Origin of the sequence: Mesorhizobium sp. Primo-A, assembly GCF_003997175.1 — a bacterium.
Taxonomy (GTDB): domain Bacteria; phylum Pseudomonadota; class Alphaproteobacteria; order Rhizobiales; family Rhizobiaceae; genus Mesorhizobium; species Mesorhizobium ciceri.
Genome location: NZ_RZTG01000012.1, coordinates 59,944 through 78,014, shown reverse-complemented (window position 1 = coordinate 78,014; position 18,071 = coordinate 59,944). Strand labels below are relative to the sequence as shown.

Sequence of the window (18,071 nt, the reverse complement as noted above, 5' to 3'; positions counted from 1 at the left end):
ACTGAGGCAATGCCTATTTCAGGCGTTCGTTCTCCTGTCATCATCACGAGGCATCCATGACCGTCGTCACACCGAAATTCGGCATGGGCGCATCCGTGCTGCGGCGCGAGGATGCCGCCTTCATCCAGGGCCAGGGCCGTTATACCGACGACATCCAGCCGGCTGGCGTCCTGCATGGCTATCTCCTGCGTTCGCCGGTCGCCAAGGCCAGCTTCACCATCGGTTCGACCGAGGCGGCGAAGGCCGCACCTGGCGTCCATCTGGTACTGACCGGCAAGGACCTTGCCCATCTCGGCGATCTGAAATCCGGCGTCATGCAGGAACAGCCGGACGGCACCAAGGCGCCGACGCGCGACATCCCGATCCTGTGCCGCGACCGCGTCAACTATGTCGGCGATGCCGTTGCCTTCGTCGTCGCCGACAGCCGTGCCTTGGCGCAGGATGCCGCTGAATTGATCGATGTCGACTATGACGGCGAAGACGCGGCTTCCGGGACCGCAAATGCACTTGCCGAAGGCACGCCGCTGGTCTGGCCGGAGCTCGGTTCCAACCGCGCCTTCAGCTACCACATGGGCGACAGGAAAAAGACCGAAGCGGCTTTCGCCAAGGCCGCACACGTCACCCGCATCGAGTTCGTCAACAACCGGCTGGTCTGCAACTACATGGAGCCGCGCTCCGCGATCGGCGAATGGAACGTCGAGGAGAAGCGCTTCGTGCTGACCACCGGGTCGCAAGGCGTGCACTCCATGCAGTACATCCTGGCCAGCGTGTTCAAGATCAAGAAGGGCCAGTTGCGCGTCATCACACCTGATGTCGGCGGTGGTTTCGGGCCCAAGAGCTTCGTCTACCGCGAATATCCGCTGGTGCTGGAAGCGGCGAAGCGGCTTGGCCGCCCGGTGAAGTGGGCCGGCGACCGCACGGAACACTTTCAGACCGACGCGCAAGGCCGCGACAATTTCGTCACGGCCGAGATGGCACTGGACAAGGACGGCCGCTTTCTCGGCATGAAGGTGGACCTGCTCGCCAACATCGGCGCCTATATCTCGCAATATGGTCCGTTCATCCCCTATATCGGCGTCACCATGTCGACCGGTGTCTACGATATCCAGGCGCTCGACGTCTCGGTGACCGGCCTCTACACCAACACCTGCCCGGTCGATGCCTATCGCGGTGCCGGCCGGCCGGAAGCAGCCTTCCTGCTGGAAAAACTGGTCGATGCCTGCGCCCACGATCTCGGCCTGCCCGTCGAGGAGATCCGCCGCCGCAATTTCATCCGGCCGGAGCAATTTCCCTACCGGACGCAAACCGGCCGCCTCTACGACACCGGTGAATTCGAAGGCCATATGGAGCGCGCCATTGAGCAATCCGAATGGAAAGCGTTTCCGGAGCGGCTGGCGCAGTCGAAGGCCGGCGGAAAAATCCGCGGTCTCGGCATGGCGACCTATATCGAGGCCTGTGCCTTTCCGGGCTCGGAGCCGGCCTTCGTCGAACTCAATGGCGACGGCACGGTGACGCTGAAGATCGGCACCCAGACCAACGGACAGGGACACGCCACCGCCTATGCGCAGTTCCTGTCGGAAAAGCTCAATCTCGACATCGACAAAATCCATGTCCGCCAGGGCGATACCGATGAATTGAAGGCCGGCGGCGGCACCGGCGGCTCGCGCTCCATTCCGCTGGGGGGTGTGTCGGCTTCCCGCGCGGGCGAGGATCTGGCCAACAAGATCAAGCGCATCGCCGCCGACGAGCTGGAGGCTTCTGCCGGCGACATCGAGTTGTCCGATGGTGTTGCCCGCATCGTCGGCACCGATCGCTCGCTCGATTTTTCCAGCATCGCCAAGGCCGCCAAGACGCCTGACGATCTCAAGGGCTTTGGCGAGTTCGTGCAGGACGAATGCACCTATCCCAACGGCACTCATATCTGCGAGGTCGAGATCGATCCCGACACCGGCGCGACCGAGATTGTCCGCTACACCATCGTCGACGATTTCGGCGTGACCGTGAACCCGATCCTGCTCGCCGGCCAGGTGCATGGCGGCGTCGTGCAAGGCATCGGCCAGGCACTGACCGAGGACACTATCTACGGCGAGGACGGACAGCTTTTGACGGCGAGCTTCATGGATTACGCCATGCCGCGCGCCGACAATTTCCCGTTCTTCCATTTCGAGACCCGCAACGTGCCGTCGACGACCAATGCACTCGGCATCAAGGGCGCGGGCGAGGCCGGCACCATCGGTTCGACCCCGGCGGCACTCAATGCGGTGACCGACGCGCTCTGGCGCGCTTATGGCGTCAAGCACATCGACATGCCGGCAACGCCGGCGCGTATCTGGGCGACGATCCGAGAAGCGTCGGGAGCGTGACAGCGGGCCCCGGCAGCCCCTCGGCCACAGCCAGCGATGATGCCGGCGGGCACGACACGCTTACCGGCATCATGCTCAAGATCGTGTCGGTGGCGGTCTTCGTCGGCATGCAGACCTGCATCAAAGCCGCAGGCACGGTTCCGGCCGGCCAGATTGTCTTCTTCCGCTCTTTCTTCGCCATCTTCCCGATCATCGCCTTCCTGGCCTTCAGGAAAGAGCTCGGCACTGCCTTCACCACCAAGCGTCCGTTCAACCACATCGCCCGCGGCCTGGTCGGCGTCTGCGCCATGGGGCTCGGCTTTTTCGCGTTGACCCGGCTGCCGCTGCCGGAAGCGATCACGCTGAACTACGCGCAGCCGCTGCTGGTGGTGGTGTTCAGCTCCATCTTCCTCGGCGAGGCTATCCGCGTGTATCGCTGGAGTGCGGTCGCGGTCGGCCTGGTCGGCGTGCTGATCATCTCCTGGCCGGAACTGACGCTGCTGAGTTCCGACCAGGCGCTCGACGACCAGGAAGTGCTTGGCGTCATGGCCGCTCTTGTCGCGGCGGCGATCTCGGCCGTCGCCATGCTCTTGGTGCGCAATCTCGTGCAAAGCGAGCGTACGGCGACCATCGTGCTGTGGTTTTCGGTGACGGCGAGCGTCATGTCGCTGCTCTCGCTGCCATTCGGCTGGCAGGCGCTGACGCCGCTCCAGGCGGCCCTTCTTGTTGCCGCCGGCTTCTGCGGCGGCCTTGGCCAGATCCTGATGACGGCGGCCTATCGCCATGCCGAAGCCTCGGTCGTGGCGCCGTTCGAATACACCTCGATGATCCTAGGCCTCGTCGTCGGCTATCTCGTCTTCGGCGACGTCGCCACGCTCCATATGCTTGTCGGCGGCCTGATCGTCGTCGCCGCCGGCATCTTCATCATCTGGCGCGAACGCCAGCTCGGCCTGGAGCGCACCCGCACGCGCAAGGCATCTTTGCCTGAAGGGTGATTACGAACGTTCGGCCCGTTCCTTCGCCAACCGAACCAGCACCGTCCTCGTCTGTTCATCGGCGGGGAAAAACGATTCGATCGCCAGTTCCGAAAGCGTCACGTCGAGCGGCGTGCCGAACACGGTGATGGTGCTGATGAACGACAGCACCTGATCGCCATGCGCCAGCCTGAGCGGATGCACGATGGCGTTCGCCTCGACCGGCGACGGCCGGCTGCCTCTCAAGCCTGACGGATAAGTCCTCAGCTCACGCTCGAGTTCGATCAGCACCGCGTCGCCGCTCGCGTCATTCTGGTGTTTCAGGCGCTCGAGCAGATGCGTGCGCCATTCCTGGAGGTTGACGATGCGTGGCGCGATGCCGCCGGGATGCAGGCTGAGGCGAAGCACGTTGACCGGCGGCGTCAGCAGCGAAGCCTCGCTGACATCGGCAAGGAAGGGAGCGATGGCGGCGTTGGCCGAAACCAGGTTCCAGTGGCGGTCGACAGCGAGTGCCGGGAACGGCTCGTGGCCTTTGAGCACGATTTCGACCGCCGCCATCGCCGGCGCCATTGTCGTGTCGGTCAGCGAGCGTTCGCCGAAACTGGGGGCAAAGCCGGCGGCGAGCAGCAACTGGTTGCGTTGCCTCAGCGGGATCGACAATTGCTCGGCCAGATGCAGCACCATGTCGCGCGAGGGCGCGGCGCGGCCGCTTTCGACGAAGCTCAGATGCCGCTGCGAGATTTCGGCCTCCATGGCGAGGTCGAGCTGCGACATGCGCCGGCGCGTGCGCCATTCGCGAATAAGGCTGCCGGCGGAGGTTTGGGCTGTTGTCATGAGTGAATGGTTAGGCTGGTGAGGACGGCATTTCAATTACCTGCGAGGTTATCGCTAGGTGAGCGCTCGCAGCTTTGCCTTCACTTCGAGGAAATCCCGCCACGCCAGCTTCTTGTGCGACGGGGTTCGCAGGAGATAGGCCGGATGCAGCGTCGGCATGGCCGGGATGGCGATGCCGGATGCCGTCGTGTGAACGCGCCAATTGCCGCGCAGCCGCAATATGCCTTCCGAGGTGTTGAGCAAGGTCTTGGCCGACGGGCCGCCAAGGTTGATCAGCACCTTGGGATTGACCAGCTCGATCTGCCGTTCGATGAACGGCCGGCAGATCTCGGTTTCGTGCGGCGTCGGCGTGCGATTGCCCGGCGGCCGCCAGGGAATGACATTGGCGATATAGGCTGAAGTGCGGTCGAGCCCGATCGCGGCCAGCATGCGGTCGAGCAGCCGGCCCGAGCGGCCGACGAAGGGCAGGCCCTCGATGTCCTCGTCGCGGCCGGGCGCCTCGCCGACCAGCATGACGGCGGCTTCCGGGTTGCCGTCGGCAAACACCAGGTTCTTGGCGGTGGCCTTGAGATTGCAGCCCTCGAACGCCGCCATATGCTGGCGAAGCTCGTCCAGCGTCGTTGCTGTGGTCGCCAATTGGCGGGCAAGTGCCGCCTGCGCTTCGTCGGGAACCGCAGTCGTCGCAGACGGCGACCGCGCGACGGGTGGTGCATTTGCTCTGTCCCCGGCTTCGCCGCGGGACACGGTCGTCGAGCGCAGCGGTGCGGCGGTGCCACCCGAAGGCGCTGCGATCGGCGCGCGCTCCATCGGCTTTGGCGCAACCTCGGCGAACCGGTTCACCGGCTGCTCTTCGAGCGCCTCGTCGACGCCCACGCTGGCGTAAAACGCCAGCAGGTCGGCGATATCAGGTCTGTTGGTTGGGGAAGCGGCAGTCATCGATTCCACATTCGTCCGCGTGGCGGCAATTTGCAAGGCTGGCAGCTTGGGTTCCTTCGGAGCCTCTCGCCGGCGCGTTGGCTGACGGAGCATCAAACGAAAAACCCGCCTGTGCGGCGGGTCACTGGCGCAACTCAGCACCATAGGCAAAAATGTACCATAGCTGAGCTCACCGAGTCAAGAAAAAATTCCTATCGTGTCAGCCCGTTGGTATGCGCGGATCCTGCACCAGGTAGAAGGTCCATCTGGGCGTGTAGTCGGTCATCAGGAATTCGAAGCTGGCGGTTTTCAGCGGGTCGACCTTGCCATTCCTGAACAGCAGCCGGTCATAGGGTTCGAAATCGCGATCGAAATCGGCGAAATTGCTCGACCGGATGTTGTCCGGCGTCTTGTTGCGCTGGTCGAAGGAAAGCCCGTCGCCGAACACGCTCGGCTGGTTCAGGATCTCCTGCAATTCGAACTGGAATTCGACCCAGGCCTGGCCGCTATTGTTGAGCACCTCGATGCGCATATACATCATGCCGTTGGCGAATTCGCCGGCCTTGCCGAAGGCCTGGATCGGCTTTGTCGTGCGGATCGTCAGCGTCACCGGCGTTGACGAAGTCAGCTCTTCGGTGATGACGAACGGATCGTCCTTCGTGCCGATGCCCGAGGCGCCGGTGATGTGGAAGCCGCCAAGCTCGTCGGAGAAGGAGTAGGCGCCCGCCGCCCAGACCTTCACTTCGTCGGCGGCAGCGTGATGCGGCGCCAGCATCAGAAGGGCCAAAAGGAGCGCCCGGCGGATCCGGCCGGGCGGGAAAAGAAAGCGCGTCGATGAAAAGCCGGCTGGCCCAGGAAAGCGCATGGCGTGAAGTATGGCCGATAAGCAAGCCGTCGAACAATTAAAAAACGCGCGCCCCGCAGGCAATGCCAGGCGAAAAGCAGTCTTCCAGCCTCGCAATGCGCGACTTTTTGGCCAAAACGGCATTGTCACGTATGCGCCGGTTTCCTGTCGTCAATTGATGCGCTATGCAGCGCGGGAGCCAGCAAGATACCCGAATGGGATAAGCCAGTGCGGAGGGGTTGATGAGCGACATCGAACGCGAAAGCATGGAATTCGACGTGGTTATCGTCGGTGCCGGTCCGGCGGGCCTCGCCGCCGCCATCCGCCTCAAGCAGGTCAATCCCGAGCTTTCGGTCGTCGTCCTGGAGAAGGGCGGTGAGGTCGGCGCCCATATTCTCTCCGGCGCCGTCGTCGATCCGATCGGCATCGACCGGCTCTTGCCGGGCTGGCGCGACGAGGACGGCCATCCCTTCAAGACGCCGGTCACCGCGGATCATTTCCTGGTCCTTGGTCCTGCCGGCTCGTTCCGTCTGCCCAACATTTTCATGCCGCCGCTGATGAACAATCACGGCAACTACATCGTTTCGCTGGGCAATGTCTGCCGCTGGCTGGCGACCAAGGCCGAAGCGCTCGGCGTCGAGATCTATCCGGGCTTTGCCGCTGCCGGCCTGCTCTACAATGAGCAAGGCGCCGTCACCGGTGTCGTTACCGGCGACATGGGCGTCGAGAAGGACGGAACGCACGGCCCGGGTTTCGCACCCGGCATGGCGCTGATGGGCAAATATGTGCTGATCGGGGAGGGCGCTCGCGGCTCGCTCGCCAAGCAACTGATCGCCAGATACAAGCTTTCCGATGGCCGCGAACCGGGCAAATACGGCATCGGCCTGAAGGAACTCTGGCAGGTCAAGCCGGAGAACCACCGGCCGGGGCTGGTCCAGCATTCCTTCGGCTGGCCGCTTGACTTGAAGACCGGCGGCGGCTCGTTCCTCTACCATCTCGAGGACAACCAGGTGGCGGTCGGCTTCGTCCTCCACCTCAATTACAAGAATCCCTGGCTGTCGCCGTTCGAGGAATTCCAGCGCTTCAAGACCCATCCGGCGATCGCGGCTACGTTCGAAGGCGGCAAGCGGCTGGGCTATGGCGCGCGCGCCATCACCGAGGGCGGCTGGCAGTCGGTGCCGAAATTGTCCTTCCCCGGCGGTGCGCTGATGGGCTGTGCCGCGGGCTTCGTCAACGTGCCGCGCATCAAGGGTTCGCACAATGCCGTGCTGTCCGGCATGCTGGCGGCCGAGCATGTCGCCGAGGCGATCGGCGCCGGGCGCGCCAACGACGAACTCGCGTCCTACGAGGAAGCCTGGCGCGCGACCGACATCGGCAAGGATCTGAAGAAGGTGCGCAACGTCAAGCCGCTGTGGTCGCGCTTCGGCACCATCGTCGGTGTCGGCCTTGGCGGCCTCGACATGTGGCTGAACACGCTGTTCGGTGTCTCGCCCTTCGGCACGCTGAAGCATGGCAAGGCCGACTACGCAACGCTCGAGCCTGCCGCCCGGCACAAGAAGATCGCCTATCCGAAGCCCGATGGCGTGCTGACCTTCGACAGGCTGTCCTCGGTGTTCCTGTCCAACACCAATCACGAGGAAAACGAGCCGGTCCACCTGCTTGTCGGCGACATGGAGCTGCAGAAGCGTTCCGAGCACGATGTCTTTGCGGGCCCCTCGACGCGCTATTGTCCGGCCGGCGTTTACGAGTGGGTCGATAAGGACGGCAACGCCGCCGCCGATCCCACGGCCAAGGATGTGCGCTTCGTCATCAACGCGCAGAACTGCGTCCACTGCAAGACATGCGACATCAAGGACCCGAACCAGAACATCAACTGGGTGCCGCCGCAAGGCGGAGAAGGCCCGGTCTATCAGGGCATGTAGGCCCGCGCCGGCCGCAGCGTGCAAAGGTCCCGACGATGGCTCGGGGTCTCCCGTGGCATGTGGAACATTAGAACTGTTGAAACTGCCGCGCGCTTATGGTTCCATTCCTTGACGATAAGGAGATGGCCATGCGCCTGACGGTTCTGGCATGCCTAGTGGCGATCGGTGCGCTGTTCGGTCTGGCTTCGGCGGCCTCGGCCGGCACCAGGGTGGTGGTCAAGACGCGGACCTACGACATCACCGGGAACACGGGGCTGGCGCTAGTCCAAGCTATGGACCGCAAGGGGCCGAAGCACGGCTTCATGACGCATGCCATCGCGCTGACCGGCTACGCTGTGGATTGGGACCTCGACACCAGCCAGGACAATGGCGTCTGCCGCTTGCGGCGTGCCAACGGCACGCTCAATCTCTTCTACACATTTCCGCGTGTCGCCTCGGCCACCACCCCGACGCTCCGGAAGCGCTGGACGCGGTTCTTCGCCGGCGTCCGCGCCCATGAGGAAACCCATGGCCGCATCGCCAGGGAGATGATGCGGGCCACGGAACGATCCATCTCCGGCCTCAGGATTGCCGACGACCGGTCCTGCTACAAGACACGTCGCGAGGCACAGCGACGCATCAAGGCCACCAATGCCGCATATGAGGCCAAGCAGCTCGCTTTCGATGCGCGCGAGCATCGCGACGGCGGCCATGTCCAGCATCTCGTCATCGCTTTGGTCAGGCCCTGATCCTTCAGCCTGGCGTCTTGCCGGCCTGGACAATGGCCGCGGTCGCGGTTTCATGTTCGTCGAGCGGCTTTTGCTGGTTCAGCCTGAGCGAGAACTCCACCATGACCGGGAGGTGATCCGAGCCGGTGTCTTCCAGCCGTGTCGCCGAATGGATAGTCACGCCGCCCTTGCTGAAAACCTGGTCGATCGGCAGGCCGGCGAAGCGCCGCAGGAAATCCGGCAGCCTGATGTGGATCCAGGTCGGGCCGGCGGAAGGCATGACGGTCAGCCCGCCAAGCGCCGCGACCCGCCGCACGGCGGCACTCCATGGGGCGGCATTGCAGTCGCCCGCCATGATGGCCGTCTCGCCGAGCGCGGAAAGCGGCTCCGTCAACTCGCCGATCTGCCAGTACTGCTCGCGTGGCCAGGGCCAGCTGAGATGGATCGCGGCGACATCGACGTCGATGCCGCCGAAGTCGACGGTCGCTGTCGCCATGGCACCACGCCTTTCGCAACGCGCCTCGGTGCCGGCGGCAAAGGGCCGCCGCGAGAGCAGCGCGACGCCGAATATCTTGTTAGGGTAAGGACAGAGGATCCGGTATGGATATGCGCTGCTGATATAGCCAAGCTCGGTCGCCCACATCGCCGACACCTCGTCCAGGGTGATCACGTCGGGATTGGTCCGGCCGATCAGCGACAGCACCTTCTTCGGGGTTGGATTGTCGTAGCGCAGGTTCATCTGCAGCAGCTTGTAGATCGCGCGGTCTTCGTTCTTGGCTTCATAGGCGGCCTGAACCGGCCACAAGCGGGAGAAGGACAGCGAGCCGGAAGTGGTGGCGAAGGCCGCCACGGCAAAAAGCAGTGCCACGGCCGCTTGCAGTCGAAATGTCGTGGCCAGCAGCGGCAACGCGCAAAGCGCCATCAGCACGGCAAGATGGACGCGGAAATGCGAGAAGGAATCGAAGGCGGGATGCAGCGTTCCGAAAAACCCGGCCACCAGCGCGATCGAACAGGCCAGCATTGCCAGGAATGCAACCGAAATCAGCAATGTCCCGAAGCCCGCTCTCTCCATGCCGCCTGCTTATCGGCAGTAATGCGGCTCAATCAAGATGACGAAATGCCCATGCGATGCGTGGAACCGGCCTACTGGAACGCCGTTTCCGAAAAACTTCTGAGCTTGCGCGAATGCAACCGCTCCATCGGCATTTCCGCGAGCTTCTCCATAGCCCTGATGCCGATGGTCAGGTGCTGCGCCACCTGGCGCTTGTAGAATTCGGTCGCCATGCCGGGCAGCTTCAACTCGCCATGCAGCGGTTTGTCCGAAACGCACAGCAGCGTGCCGTAGGGAACACGGAAGCGGAAGCCATTGGCGGCGATGGTCGCCGATTCCATGTCGAGTGCGATGGCGCGAGATTGCGACAGACGCTGTACCGGCCCACGCTGGTCGCGCAGTTCCCAGTTGCGATTGTCGATGGTGGCAACGGTGCCGGTGCGCATGATGCGCTTCAGGTCGTAGCCGGAAAGGCCGGTGACTTCGGCGACGGCTTCCTGCAACGCCACCTGGATCTCGGCCAGCGGCGGGATCGGCACCCAGACCGGAAGATCGTCGTCCAGCACGTGGTCCTCGCGCACATAGGCATGCGCCAGCACATAGTCGCCAAGCGCCTGGGTGTTGCGCAGGCCGGCGCAGTGACCGAGCATCACCCAGGCATGCGGCCTCAGCACCGCAATATGGTCGGTGATGGTCTTGGCGTTGGAAGGCCCGACGCCGATATTGACCATGGTGATGCCGCCATGTCCCGATTTCTTCAGGTGATAGGCCGGCATCTGCGGCAGGCGCGGCGGTGCAACGCCTTCGCTGGGCGCGCTCTGCCCGCCCTTGGTGATGACATTTCCCGGCTCGACGAACTCCGTGTATCCGCCGCCGCCATTGGCCATCAGGTCGCGGGCGCGGGCGACGAATTCGTCGATGTAGAACTGATAGTTGGTGAACAGCACGAAGTTCTGGAAATGCTGCGGCGTGGTTGCCGTATAGTGCGACAGCCGGTGCAGCGAATAGTCGATGCGCTGCGCCGTGAAGGGCGCCAGAGGCCTCGGCTCGCCGAAGGCGACTTCGAAGGTGCCGTTGGCGATCTGGTCGTCGGTGCCGTCGAGATCGGGCACGTCGAACAGGTCGCGGATCGGCCGCTTGATGCGCTCTGCCGTCGCGCCGTCGACATGGGTGCCTTCAAGGAAGGCGAAATGCAGCGGGATGGGTGTGGTCGATTCCGACACCGTGACCGCAACCCCATGATTGCGCATGATCAGGCGCAACTGCTCGACGAGGTAGCTTTCGAACAGGCCCGGCTGGGTGATGGTGGTGGAAAAATGCCCAGGCGTCGGCATATGCCCATAGGCCTGGCGCGAGTCGATCTGGGTGAATGAGTTGGTGGTGACGCCGATCTCCGGATAGAAGGCCCGGTAGCGCTTGCCATTATCACCGCCTGCTGCCGCCAATTCTGCGAAGGAGTCGCGCAGGAACCTGGTGTTGCGATCGTAAAGCGCCTGCAGTGCCTTGACGGCCTTTTCAGCGCTATCAAAGCTTTGCCGGCCAAAAGGCTCCGGCATGACGACAGATTCGATGGCTTGTGGGTAGATTCGCTTTTCCATGGCTCAATATAGAGACTTGGATCGGCACTTGGGAGGGGTGTCGCGACCGAAGGCGGCCAAAGCGCCGTTTTTCTTCAACCGCGCTGCAGGCTGACCAGAAGCACAAAGCCGACGCCGGACTTCTTCAGGGCCGGTGCGTCGATCGTCGAGCCGGCGTCAGCGCGCATCATCGGCACGGCCAGGACCGGAGCGGCCAGAACCGTCAGGATAAGCGCCGCCCGCGGCAGAAGCCGAAGGGTCTTGAGAACGTTGGCGGCGATGCGGTTCATGGCGTTCAGCTTTTCTTTTCGAGGTCTTGGTTTCTTTGTTCAGTTGCGAAGATGGGTGGGGCAGGCGAGGCGGCAGGTTCTGGAACTGGCTTCGTCCCAGGCGCGGGCCGGACGGCCCGCTTCAGCGACGAGGATGGCGAAGAACATTCCAAACAGGCTCACCAGCAGGCAGACGATGGTGAAGCGGCGAGCAAGCATTGGGTCGGTCTCCTTCAACACGCCGGAGAATGCCCTGATGCAACTGAACCGGCTCTGATGGCGGCGTTCATCTGCGGTTCAAGATGATTGACGGGGTTTCGACGGCGCCGGCGTCGGTTGGATAGCCGCCGGCCTCCATCGAGCATCACCGGCGCAGGATGTGTCGACAAAACGAAAACGGGGCCCGTCGGGGCCCCGTCATCAGGTCGGAAAGATGCGCTCGATCAGAGCTTGTGCCAGGTCTGGCTCTTGCAGATCAGCCCGCCGAGCACGCAGCCGCTCATCTTGAGAGAGGTGCCCGACAATGTCGCCTTGCCCGAATAGGTCTTGTCGTTTGCCGGATCGGTGATGTTGCCGGCATATTTGTTGTCGCCCGTCGCCTTGAGCGAGCCGATGGTCTTGCCGGCATATTTGCCGGACTTGAGCGTGATGGAAAACGAGCCGCCGCCAGCGATGGCTGCGGTGTCGCCGGCCTGCGTCTTCCAATTGCCCTCGATCGGATCGGCCCAGGCCGCACCGGCCATGATCAATGTGGCCGCAAGGGCCAGGCTCACTCTTCGAAACATGTCTTCCTCCCTTTAGATGTCCGGCCGGATGCTCCGCCTCGGTCTGCCGCTTACGCAAACGTAAGCTAATCCAGCTCCCGGCAAAACAAAAGCGGTGCCGCAACGGAAGACTTTCGGATTTTGAAGGGCCCCGAATGCGCCTCCTGGCCAAGGAAATGAAACGATCGGCGCATCGCCTTTGTCTCCTGTGGTTAGCGAAGTCTTGAATTGGCATCGGGAAATTTTCGTCAAATTTGACGCAAGCAGGCTGAATTGCTGGCTTTGTATCCTTAACGAATTTCCGCGTTTACCTCTTGTTTTAGCTTTGTTTTCCTCAAATTAAGCACGCCATTTAACGACGGATTCAAGCCTGCACGGCATTCTCGAAAGCATCGGAAGAGCAGCCGCCAAGGACGAAAGAAGGCAGCTCTCGGGAGCCTGACAGGGGCCGGAAACAGGGGATTGAAATGGCACGTTTTGAAATGCTTGAAGCAGGTTTCGGCGCCATGGGGGCAACTGCCCAGGCCGACATCCTTTTCGAACTGGGCATGATGTATGCGACCGGCCGCGATTGCGAGACCGATGTCGTTGCCGCCCACAAATGGTTCAACATCGCCGCCATCAAGGGCTCGGCCCGCGCCGCGGAACTGCGCTCGGAACTGTCGGCGGCCATGTCGAAGGTCGAGATCGCCACGGCGCTTCGCGAAGCCCGCGAATGGATGACCATGCACTGAAATCTGCCAATCGCAGACAGGCCTATCGAAGACAGGGAAGCTCCGGGATCAAGGCCGCACAGACGGCCGGACCCGGCGAAATTGAAGGCCGCGCAAGACGGTCACGAGGGCAAGAGAAAGAACGCGGCAGGCCGCAAGGCCCAGTCGTGCGCGACACAGGGAAGCTGAGCGGGATTTTTAGGGGCGGGGCGCCTGGAGATTGCTCGACGGGCAAAAAAGCCACGACCAGCCGGAACAAGGCTGGCGTGGGTTTTTGCGTGGATGACGTCTTGCAGGCCCAATCGAGCGGCGCCAATGCGCCTAGACAGGCCGAATGAAGGATGAAATTGTCCCGCCTCTCTGGAAGAAGCGTGGCCGGGGCGGCCGCGCGTGAGTGGAGGAGTTCTACCATCATGAAAAAATTGAGTATTTTGAACGCGGCCATATTCGGCCTGATGATGAGCACGCCGGTCGCATTCGCCGACGATATCACCTTTGCGGTGATCGGCCCGATGACCGGACAGCTCGCCACCATCGGCGATCAGTTCAAGCAGGGCGCACAGGCCGCTGCCGATGCGATCAACGCCGCTGGCGGCGTCAACGGGTCGATGATCAAGCTTGATATCGAAGACGACCAGTGCGATCCCAAGCAGGCGGTGTCGGTTGCCAACCGCGTCGTCGCCGATGGCGTCAAGTTCATCGACGGCCATGCCTGCTCGGGTTCGAGCATTCCGGCCTCGGCCGTCTATGCCGAAGCCGGCGCGCTGATGATGAGCCCGGCTTCTTCCAACCCGGTGCTGACCGACGCGGCCGCCAAGGCCGGCTGGCCGACGATCATGCGCCTTTATACGCGTGACGATGCGCAGGGCGCCTTCATCGGCCCATGGATCGCCAAGAAGTTCGCCGGCAAGAATGTCGTCGTCCTGCACGACAAGAGCGCCTACGGACAGGGCGTGGCTGACGCCGTCAGGGCAACGATGAATGCCGGCGGCCTCAAGGAGGTCTACTATGACGGCATCAACGCTGGCGAGAAGGACTATTCGGCTCTCGTTACCAAGCTCAAGGACTTGAAAGCCGACGTCGTCTATTTCGGCGGCTACCATCCTGAAGCTGGCCTGATCCTGCGTCAGTCGGCGGAACAGAACCTGAAGTTCCAGCTGATCATGCCGGACTCCATCGCCTCGCCGGAATTCTGGCAGGTCGCTGGCCCGGCCGGCGAGGGCACCATGTTCGTCTTCCCGTCGGATCCGCAGGCAAAGCCGGAAGCCAAGGCAGCCGTCGAGAAGATCAAGGCCGGCGGTTTCGTGCCGGAGGGCTTCACGCTGTTCTCATACGCCACCATCCAGGCATTCGCCGAAGGCATCAAGCGTGCCGGCAGCGACGATCCGGCCAAGGTTGCCGAGGCGCTGAAGAACGGCACGCCGATCAGCACCGTCGTCGGTAATGTCACCTTCGACGAGAAGGGCGATCTCAAGAATGCCAGCTACGACATCAACCAGTGGCATGACGGAAAATATGCGCCGATCGCGCAGTAATCGCCGGCCCGGCGACTGAATAGCATAGGGAAATGGCCGGGGTCGTCCCCGGCCATTTTCTTGTTTGCCCTGTAGTCTGCCTTTCGAACCGTCAGCTGGCTACAGCGGCCGAAGCGGCTTGTTCCTCGACGAACCGTACCAGCACCGTCCCGTCGGTCACCTGCACGCCCTCGGTGGCGATCTCGGCGATCACGCCGTCATGCGGCGCGGCGATGGTGTGTTCCATCTTCATCGCCTCCAGGATCAGCAGCGGTTGACCCTTGATCACGGCATCGCCCTTTCCCACGCGCACCAGCTTGACCAGTCCCGGCATCGGCGCGCGCAGGCTGCCTGAACCCGCCGCTGCCTCGTCGGCTCGTGCGAGCGGGTCCGGCACCGTAAAGGTGTAGCCGACGGCGCCTTCGAACAGGGTGATGTGGCCTGGCCAGCGGGCGAGGCGTGGTGTTGAGCGAAAATCATGCGAATTGGTGTCGTCATAGGGCTTGTCCAGCGTCACCTGGAACCGCCCGTCATGCCGCACCGAAACTTTCGCCACGATTTCGTCTTCGCCAAACTTCAAACGTGTGCGTCGCGCCACGCTGTGGAAATGCGCATAACCGGCAAGCGACGACCACGGATCGTTGGGTGACGGCGATGCTCCGGCGCCGGAGGCCGCAACGGCCGCGGCAGCGATGGTTTCGCCGGTCGGCGGCGCGACCTCGGTCAGCGCCGTCTGGTGCCTGGCGATCAGGCTGGTGTCAACATCGCCTGCGGCGAAATCCGGATCGGCGGCGAGAGCGGCAAGAAAGGCGGTGTTGACGGTCGAGCCGGCGATCTCGGTCCGGGATAGCGCCGCGCCAAGCGCCTCCAGAGCCGCCTGCCTGTCCGTTGCGTGGACGACCAGCTTGGCAATCATCGGGTCGTAATAGGGCGAGATGGCGTCACCCGCTCGCACGCCAGTCTCGATGCGAATCGTGGCGCCTTGCGGGGCCGCATCCGGAAATTTCAGATGATGCAGCGTACCGGTCGCCGGCAGGAACCCTTTTGCCGCGTCCTCGGCATAGATGCGCGCCTCGAAGGCATGGCCGACGAGCGCGATCTCGCTTTGCGTCTTGGGCAGCTTTTCGCCTGACGCGACCCGCAACTGCCACTCGACCAGGTCGGTGCCGGTGACCATTTCGGTGACCGGGTGCTCGACCTGCAGACGGGTGTTCATCTCCATGAACCAGAAGCGGTCGGCCTTCAGGCCCTGCGAGGCATCGACGATGAACTCGATGGTGCCGGCGCCTGAATAATTGATCGCCTTGGCGGCCTTCACTGCCGCCTCCGTCATCGCCTTGCGCAAAGCGGGCGTCATGCCGGGCGCCGGCGATTCCTCGATCACCTTCTGGTGGCGGCGCTGCGCCGAGCAATCGCGCTCGTAGAGATGCACGACATTGCCCAAATTGTCGCCGAAGACCTGCACTTCGACATGGCGCGGCTTGTCGACATATTTTTCGACCAGCACACGGTCGTCGCCGAACGCGGCTTTCGCCTCGCGCCGTGCGCTGGACAACGCCTCGGAAAACTCATCGGGATGCTCGACCCGGCGCATGCCCTTGCCGCCGCCGCCGGCGCGCGCCTTGATCAGCACTGGATAGCCGATCTCGCGCGCCTTGGAGGCAAGCAGCACGATCTCCTGCGCCTCGCCATGATAGCCCGGCACGACCGGCACGCCGGCCTTTTCCATCAGCCGCTTGGCGGCGTCCTTCAGCCCCATGGCACGGATAGAGGCCGCGGATGGGCCGATGAAAATAAGCCCCGCCGCTGTCACCTGGTCGACGAAATCGGGATTTTCCGACAGGAAGCCGTAGCCGGGATGAATGGCTTGCGCACCCGTTGCCAGGGCCGCCGCGATGATCTTGTCGCCGCGCAGATAGCTTTCGCCGACGGGCGAGGCGCCGATATGCACCGCCTCGTCGGCCATCTCGACATGCAGGGATTTTGCGTCGGCATCCGAATAGATGGCGACGGTACGCACGCCCAGCTTCCGAGCCGTACGGATGACACGGCAAGCGATCTCGCCGCGGTTGGCGATCAGGATCTTGGCGAACATGGAGCCTCCGCATGTAAGGTTCGAAGTCCATGGGAAGCATGGCGCTTGAACACCCCCCTCTGACCGGCAGGACAGAGGGGGGTGCTGTCTCGCGAGCCTTTTAAGCCCTCGGAGTAAACCTCTCCCTTACCAGGGAAGTGCTCTACCTTGCGGTCGGCTGTACCTACTTCGAGGCCGCGATCTCGCAACTGCCGCCGGTCGTGACTTTGTAGTGGCCGCGGGTGGACTGACAGGATTTCATCGCCAACTCTTCGGCCGTCTTTTGAGATGGTGCGTTGAGGTGGCCGCCGCAAACTATGTACGACGACATTATCCGTGCGTAGGGAGTGGTTGCGTACGCTGAATGGCCACCGGCCGCGACATAGGCCTTGTAGGCCTTGGTGCAGGGATCCTTGGGATTTCGCGGCAGGTACGGCGGGAAACGCTTGTCTCCCTCGCTTCCCGCCAGTGAGCCGGCCATGCCCGCTCCGGATGCTGCGAACACCAGCAATACAGCCAATATCGCCATGGCTGTTCGCTTGGAATTCGTGGATTTCATTTTGTCTTCCCCAAGGAGAAAAACCGGGCGCTTTCCGGTCTATTTGGACGCGGCGATGCTGCAGGCGCCGGCGACGGTAACCTTGTATTTGCTTTTGCTGGCCTGACAGGATTTCAGTGCCAGTTCCGCCGCCGCCTTTTGTGACGATGCATTCAGCTTCACGCCGCAAACGAAGTACTCGGTCGCCGGAACGATTGGCGTCGCCGCGAAAGCCGAATGGCCTGCGGCTGCGAGATACGCTGCATAGGCCTTCCCGCAGCCCCCGGTGGTTCCTATAGGAATGGTCACCGGGTAGCGCACGTCGCCCTTGCTGCCTGCCAGCGATCCGGCCATGGCAGCGGTGGAGGCCGCCACCATCAGCAAGCCTGCCACTATGGGGGTGGCTGCTCGTTTGCAGGTCCCGGATTTCATTCTGCTTCCCCCATTCGCAAAAAAGTCTCGGCCGGTTGCTTATTTCGATGACGAGATTGCGCAGCCGCCACTCGCGGTCTTGAGCTTCCACCGTGTCAACCCGGCCTGGCAATTGCGCAGCGCCGTCTCTTCCGCCGCCTTCTGGGACGGCGCGTTGAGCTTCGTCCCGCAGATGATGTAGAGGTCGACAACGCGCGAATAAAAGGTTGTGGCGTAGGCCGAATGGCCGCTCGCCGCGACGTAACCCTTGTAGGCAACGTTGCATTCGCCCGAACCCAAGGTCGGCGGAAAACGCACGTCTCCCTTGCGTCCTGCGAGCGATTCCGCCGAGCTGATGCCGGTCGCCGTTAATATTAGAAATGCGGAAAGTATCGAAGCAGCCGTTCCCTGGCAATATTTCAGTTTCATTTCCAGCCCGTCCCCATTGCCCCATGCTGGATAAACAGTAGCGAATATTTTGTCCCCCCGCCAGTTCACTGTTTGAGATTCGAAGCCGCCTATACTGACCAATCGCTTGGTCCATACAGTTCAGCCTTTTCACACGGCAGCAACGGCCTGCCGGTATAGTTCCGCCGTTTGGCTGTCGAAGTTGACCGTCCAT

Annotated in this window: 18 protein-coding genes; 6 read left to right on the top strand and 12 right to left on the bottom strand. The window is 62.8% G+C overall.

The features are described 5' to 3' along the window. Positions 1 to 56 precede the first annotated feature (56 nt). On the top strand, positions 57 to 2,363 hold the full coding sequence (locus tag EOC83_RS22325) for a xanthine dehydrogenase family protein molybdopterin-binding subunit (protein WP_063167699.1): 2,307 nt from the start codon (positions 57 to 59) through the stop codon (positions 2,361 to 2,363). A 71-nt stretch (positions 2,364 to 2,434) separates the two neighbouring features. After that, positions 2,435 to 3,337, top strand: coding sequence for a DMT family transporter (locus tag EOC83_RS22320; protein ID WP_244506971.1), 903 nt, complete (start codon positions 2,435 to 2,437; stop codon positions 3,335 to 3,337). On the opposite strand, the gene EOC83_RS22315 is transcribed toward EOC83_RS22320, so the two are convergent. The 3 genes from EOC83_RS22315 to EOC83_RS22305 form a co-directional block, all read right to left on the bottom strand. Next, positions 3,338 to 4,150 (bottom strand): helix-turn-helix transcriptional regulator, encoded by an 813-nt coding sequence (locus EOC83_RS22315; protein ID WP_013532623.1) that lies wholly within the window; start codon positions 4,148 to 4,150, stop codon positions 3,338 to 3,340. A 54-nt stretch (positions 4,151 to 4,204) separates the two neighbouring features. Continuing rightward, a complete protein-coding gene (locus tag EOC83_RS22310) occupies positions 4,205 to 5,086 on the bottom strand; it encodes a uracil-DNA glycosylase (protein ID WP_024505277.1) in 882 nt (293 codons plus the stop codon). 199 nt (positions 5,087 to 5,285) lie between these two features. Next, positions 5,286 to 5,930 (bottom strand): hypothetical protein, encoded by a 645-nt coding sequence (locus EOC83_RS22305; RefSeq protein ID WP_013532621.1) that lies wholly within the window; start codon positions 5,928 to 5,930, stop codon positions 5,286 to 5,288. A 221-nt stretch (positions 5,931 to 6,151) separates the two neighbouring features. Between EOC83_RS22305 and EOC83_RS22300 the strand changes: the two genes are divergently transcribed. Both EOC83_RS22300 and EOC83_RS22295 read left to right on the top strand, forming a co-directional pair. Next, positions 6,152 to 7,831, top strand: a complete 1,680-nt coding sequence (locus EOC83_RS22300; RefSeq protein ID WP_013532620.1) for an electron transfer flavoprotein-ubiquinone oxidoreductase — start codon at positions 6,152 to 6,154, stop codon at positions 7,829 to 7,831. Positions 7,832 to 7,959: 128 nt separating this feature from the next. After that, a complete protein-coding gene (locus tag EOC83_RS22295; RefSeq protein WP_013532619.1) occupies positions 7,960 to 8,559 on the top strand; it encodes a DUF922 domain-containing protein in 600 nt (199 codons plus the stop codon). A gap of 4 nt (positions 8,560 to 8,563) precedes the next feature. Here the strand turns inward: EOC83_RS22295 and EOC83_RS22290 are convergent, their stop codons facing one another. The 5 genes from EOC83_RS22290 to EOC83_RS22275 form a co-directional block, all read right to left on the bottom strand. Beyond that, positions 8,564 to 9,610: an endonuclease/exonuclease/phosphatase family protein gene (locus EOC83_RS22290; RefSeq protein ID WP_013532618.1), complete on the bottom strand. Its 1,047-nt coding sequence runs from the start codon at positions 9,608 to 9,610 to the stop codon at positions 8,564 to 8,566. A 71-nt stretch (positions 9,611 to 9,681) separates the two neighbouring features. Then, complete coding sequence (locus EOC83_RS22285) at positions 9,682 to 11,145, bottom strand: AMP nucleosidase (protein WP_128278158.1); 1,464 nt, start codon at positions 11,143 to 11,145, stop codon at positions 9,682 to 9,684. A gap of 116 nt (positions 11,146 to 11,261) precedes the next feature. Next, positions 11,262 to 11,456, bottom strand: coding sequence for a hypothetical protein (locus EOC83_RS22280; RefSeq protein WP_013532616.1), 195 nt, complete (start codon positions 11,454 to 11,456; stop codon positions 11,262 to 11,264). Between the two features lie 39 nt (positions 11,457 to 11,495). After that, entirely contained in the window at positions 11,496 to 11,654 is a 159-nt protein-coding gene (locus EOC83_RS32850) for a hypothetical protein (protein WP_023812838.1), read from the bottom strand. Between the two features lie 224 nt (positions 11,655 to 11,878). Next, on the bottom strand, positions 11,879 to 12,220 hold the full coding sequence (locus EOC83_RS22275; protein WP_013532615.1) for a DUF2147 domain-containing protein: 342 nt from the start codon (positions 12,218 to 12,220) through the stop codon (positions 11,879 to 11,881). Positions 12,221 to 12,666: 446 nt separating this feature from the next. Between EOC83_RS22275 and EOC83_RS22270 the strand changes: the two genes are divergently transcribed. Beyond that, positions 12,667 to 12,933 carry a sel1 repeat family protein gene (locus EOC83_RS22270; RefSeq protein WP_013532614.1) on the top strand — a complete coding sequence of 89 codons (267 nt, stop codon included), beginning with the start codon at positions 12,667 to 12,669 and terminating at the stop codon, positions 12,931 to 12,933. Positions 12,934 to 13,325: 392 nt separating this feature from the next. After that, complete coding sequence (locus EOC83_RS22265; RefSeq protein WP_013532613.1) at positions 13,326 to 14,447, top strand: ABC transporter substrate-binding protein; 1,122 nt, start codon at positions 13,326 to 13,328, stop codon at positions 14,445 to 14,447. A 91-nt stretch (positions 14,448 to 14,538) separates the two neighbouring features. On the opposite strand, the gene EOC83_RS22260 is transcribed toward EOC83_RS22265, so the two are convergent. The 4 genes from EOC83_RS22260 to EOC83_RS22245 form a co-directional block, all read right to left on the bottom strand. Continuing rightward, the gene (locus EOC83_RS22260) at positions 14,539 to 16,521 is read right to left on the bottom strand and encodes an acetyl/propionyl/methylcrotonyl-CoA carboxylase subunit alpha (RefSeq protein ID WP_013532612.1); all 1,983 of its coding nucleotides are present in this window, start codon (positions 16,519 to 16,521) and stop codon (positions 14,539 to 14,541) included. A gap of 163 nt (positions 16,522 to 16,684) precedes the next feature. Continuing rightward, a complete protein-coding gene (locus EOC83_RS22255; RefSeq protein ID WP_024505729.1) occupies positions 16,685 to 17,059 on the bottom strand; it encodes a hypothetical protein in 375 nt (124 codons plus the stop codon). A 39-nt stretch (positions 17,060 to 17,098) separates the two neighbouring features. Beyond that, positions 17,099 to 17,470 carry a hypothetical protein gene (locus tag EOC83_RS22250; RefSeq protein ID WP_013532610.1) on the bottom strand — a complete coding sequence of 124 codons (372 nt, stop codon included), beginning with the start codon at positions 17,468 to 17,470 and terminating at the stop codon, positions 17,099 to 17,101. Between the two features lie 39 nt (positions 17,471 to 17,509). Beyond that, a complete protein-coding gene (locus EOC83_RS22245) occupies positions 17,510 to 17,980 on the bottom strand; it encodes a hypothetical protein (RefSeq protein ID WP_318011939.1) in 471 nt (156 codons plus the stop codon). Positions 17,981 to 18,071 lie beyond the last annotated feature (91 nt).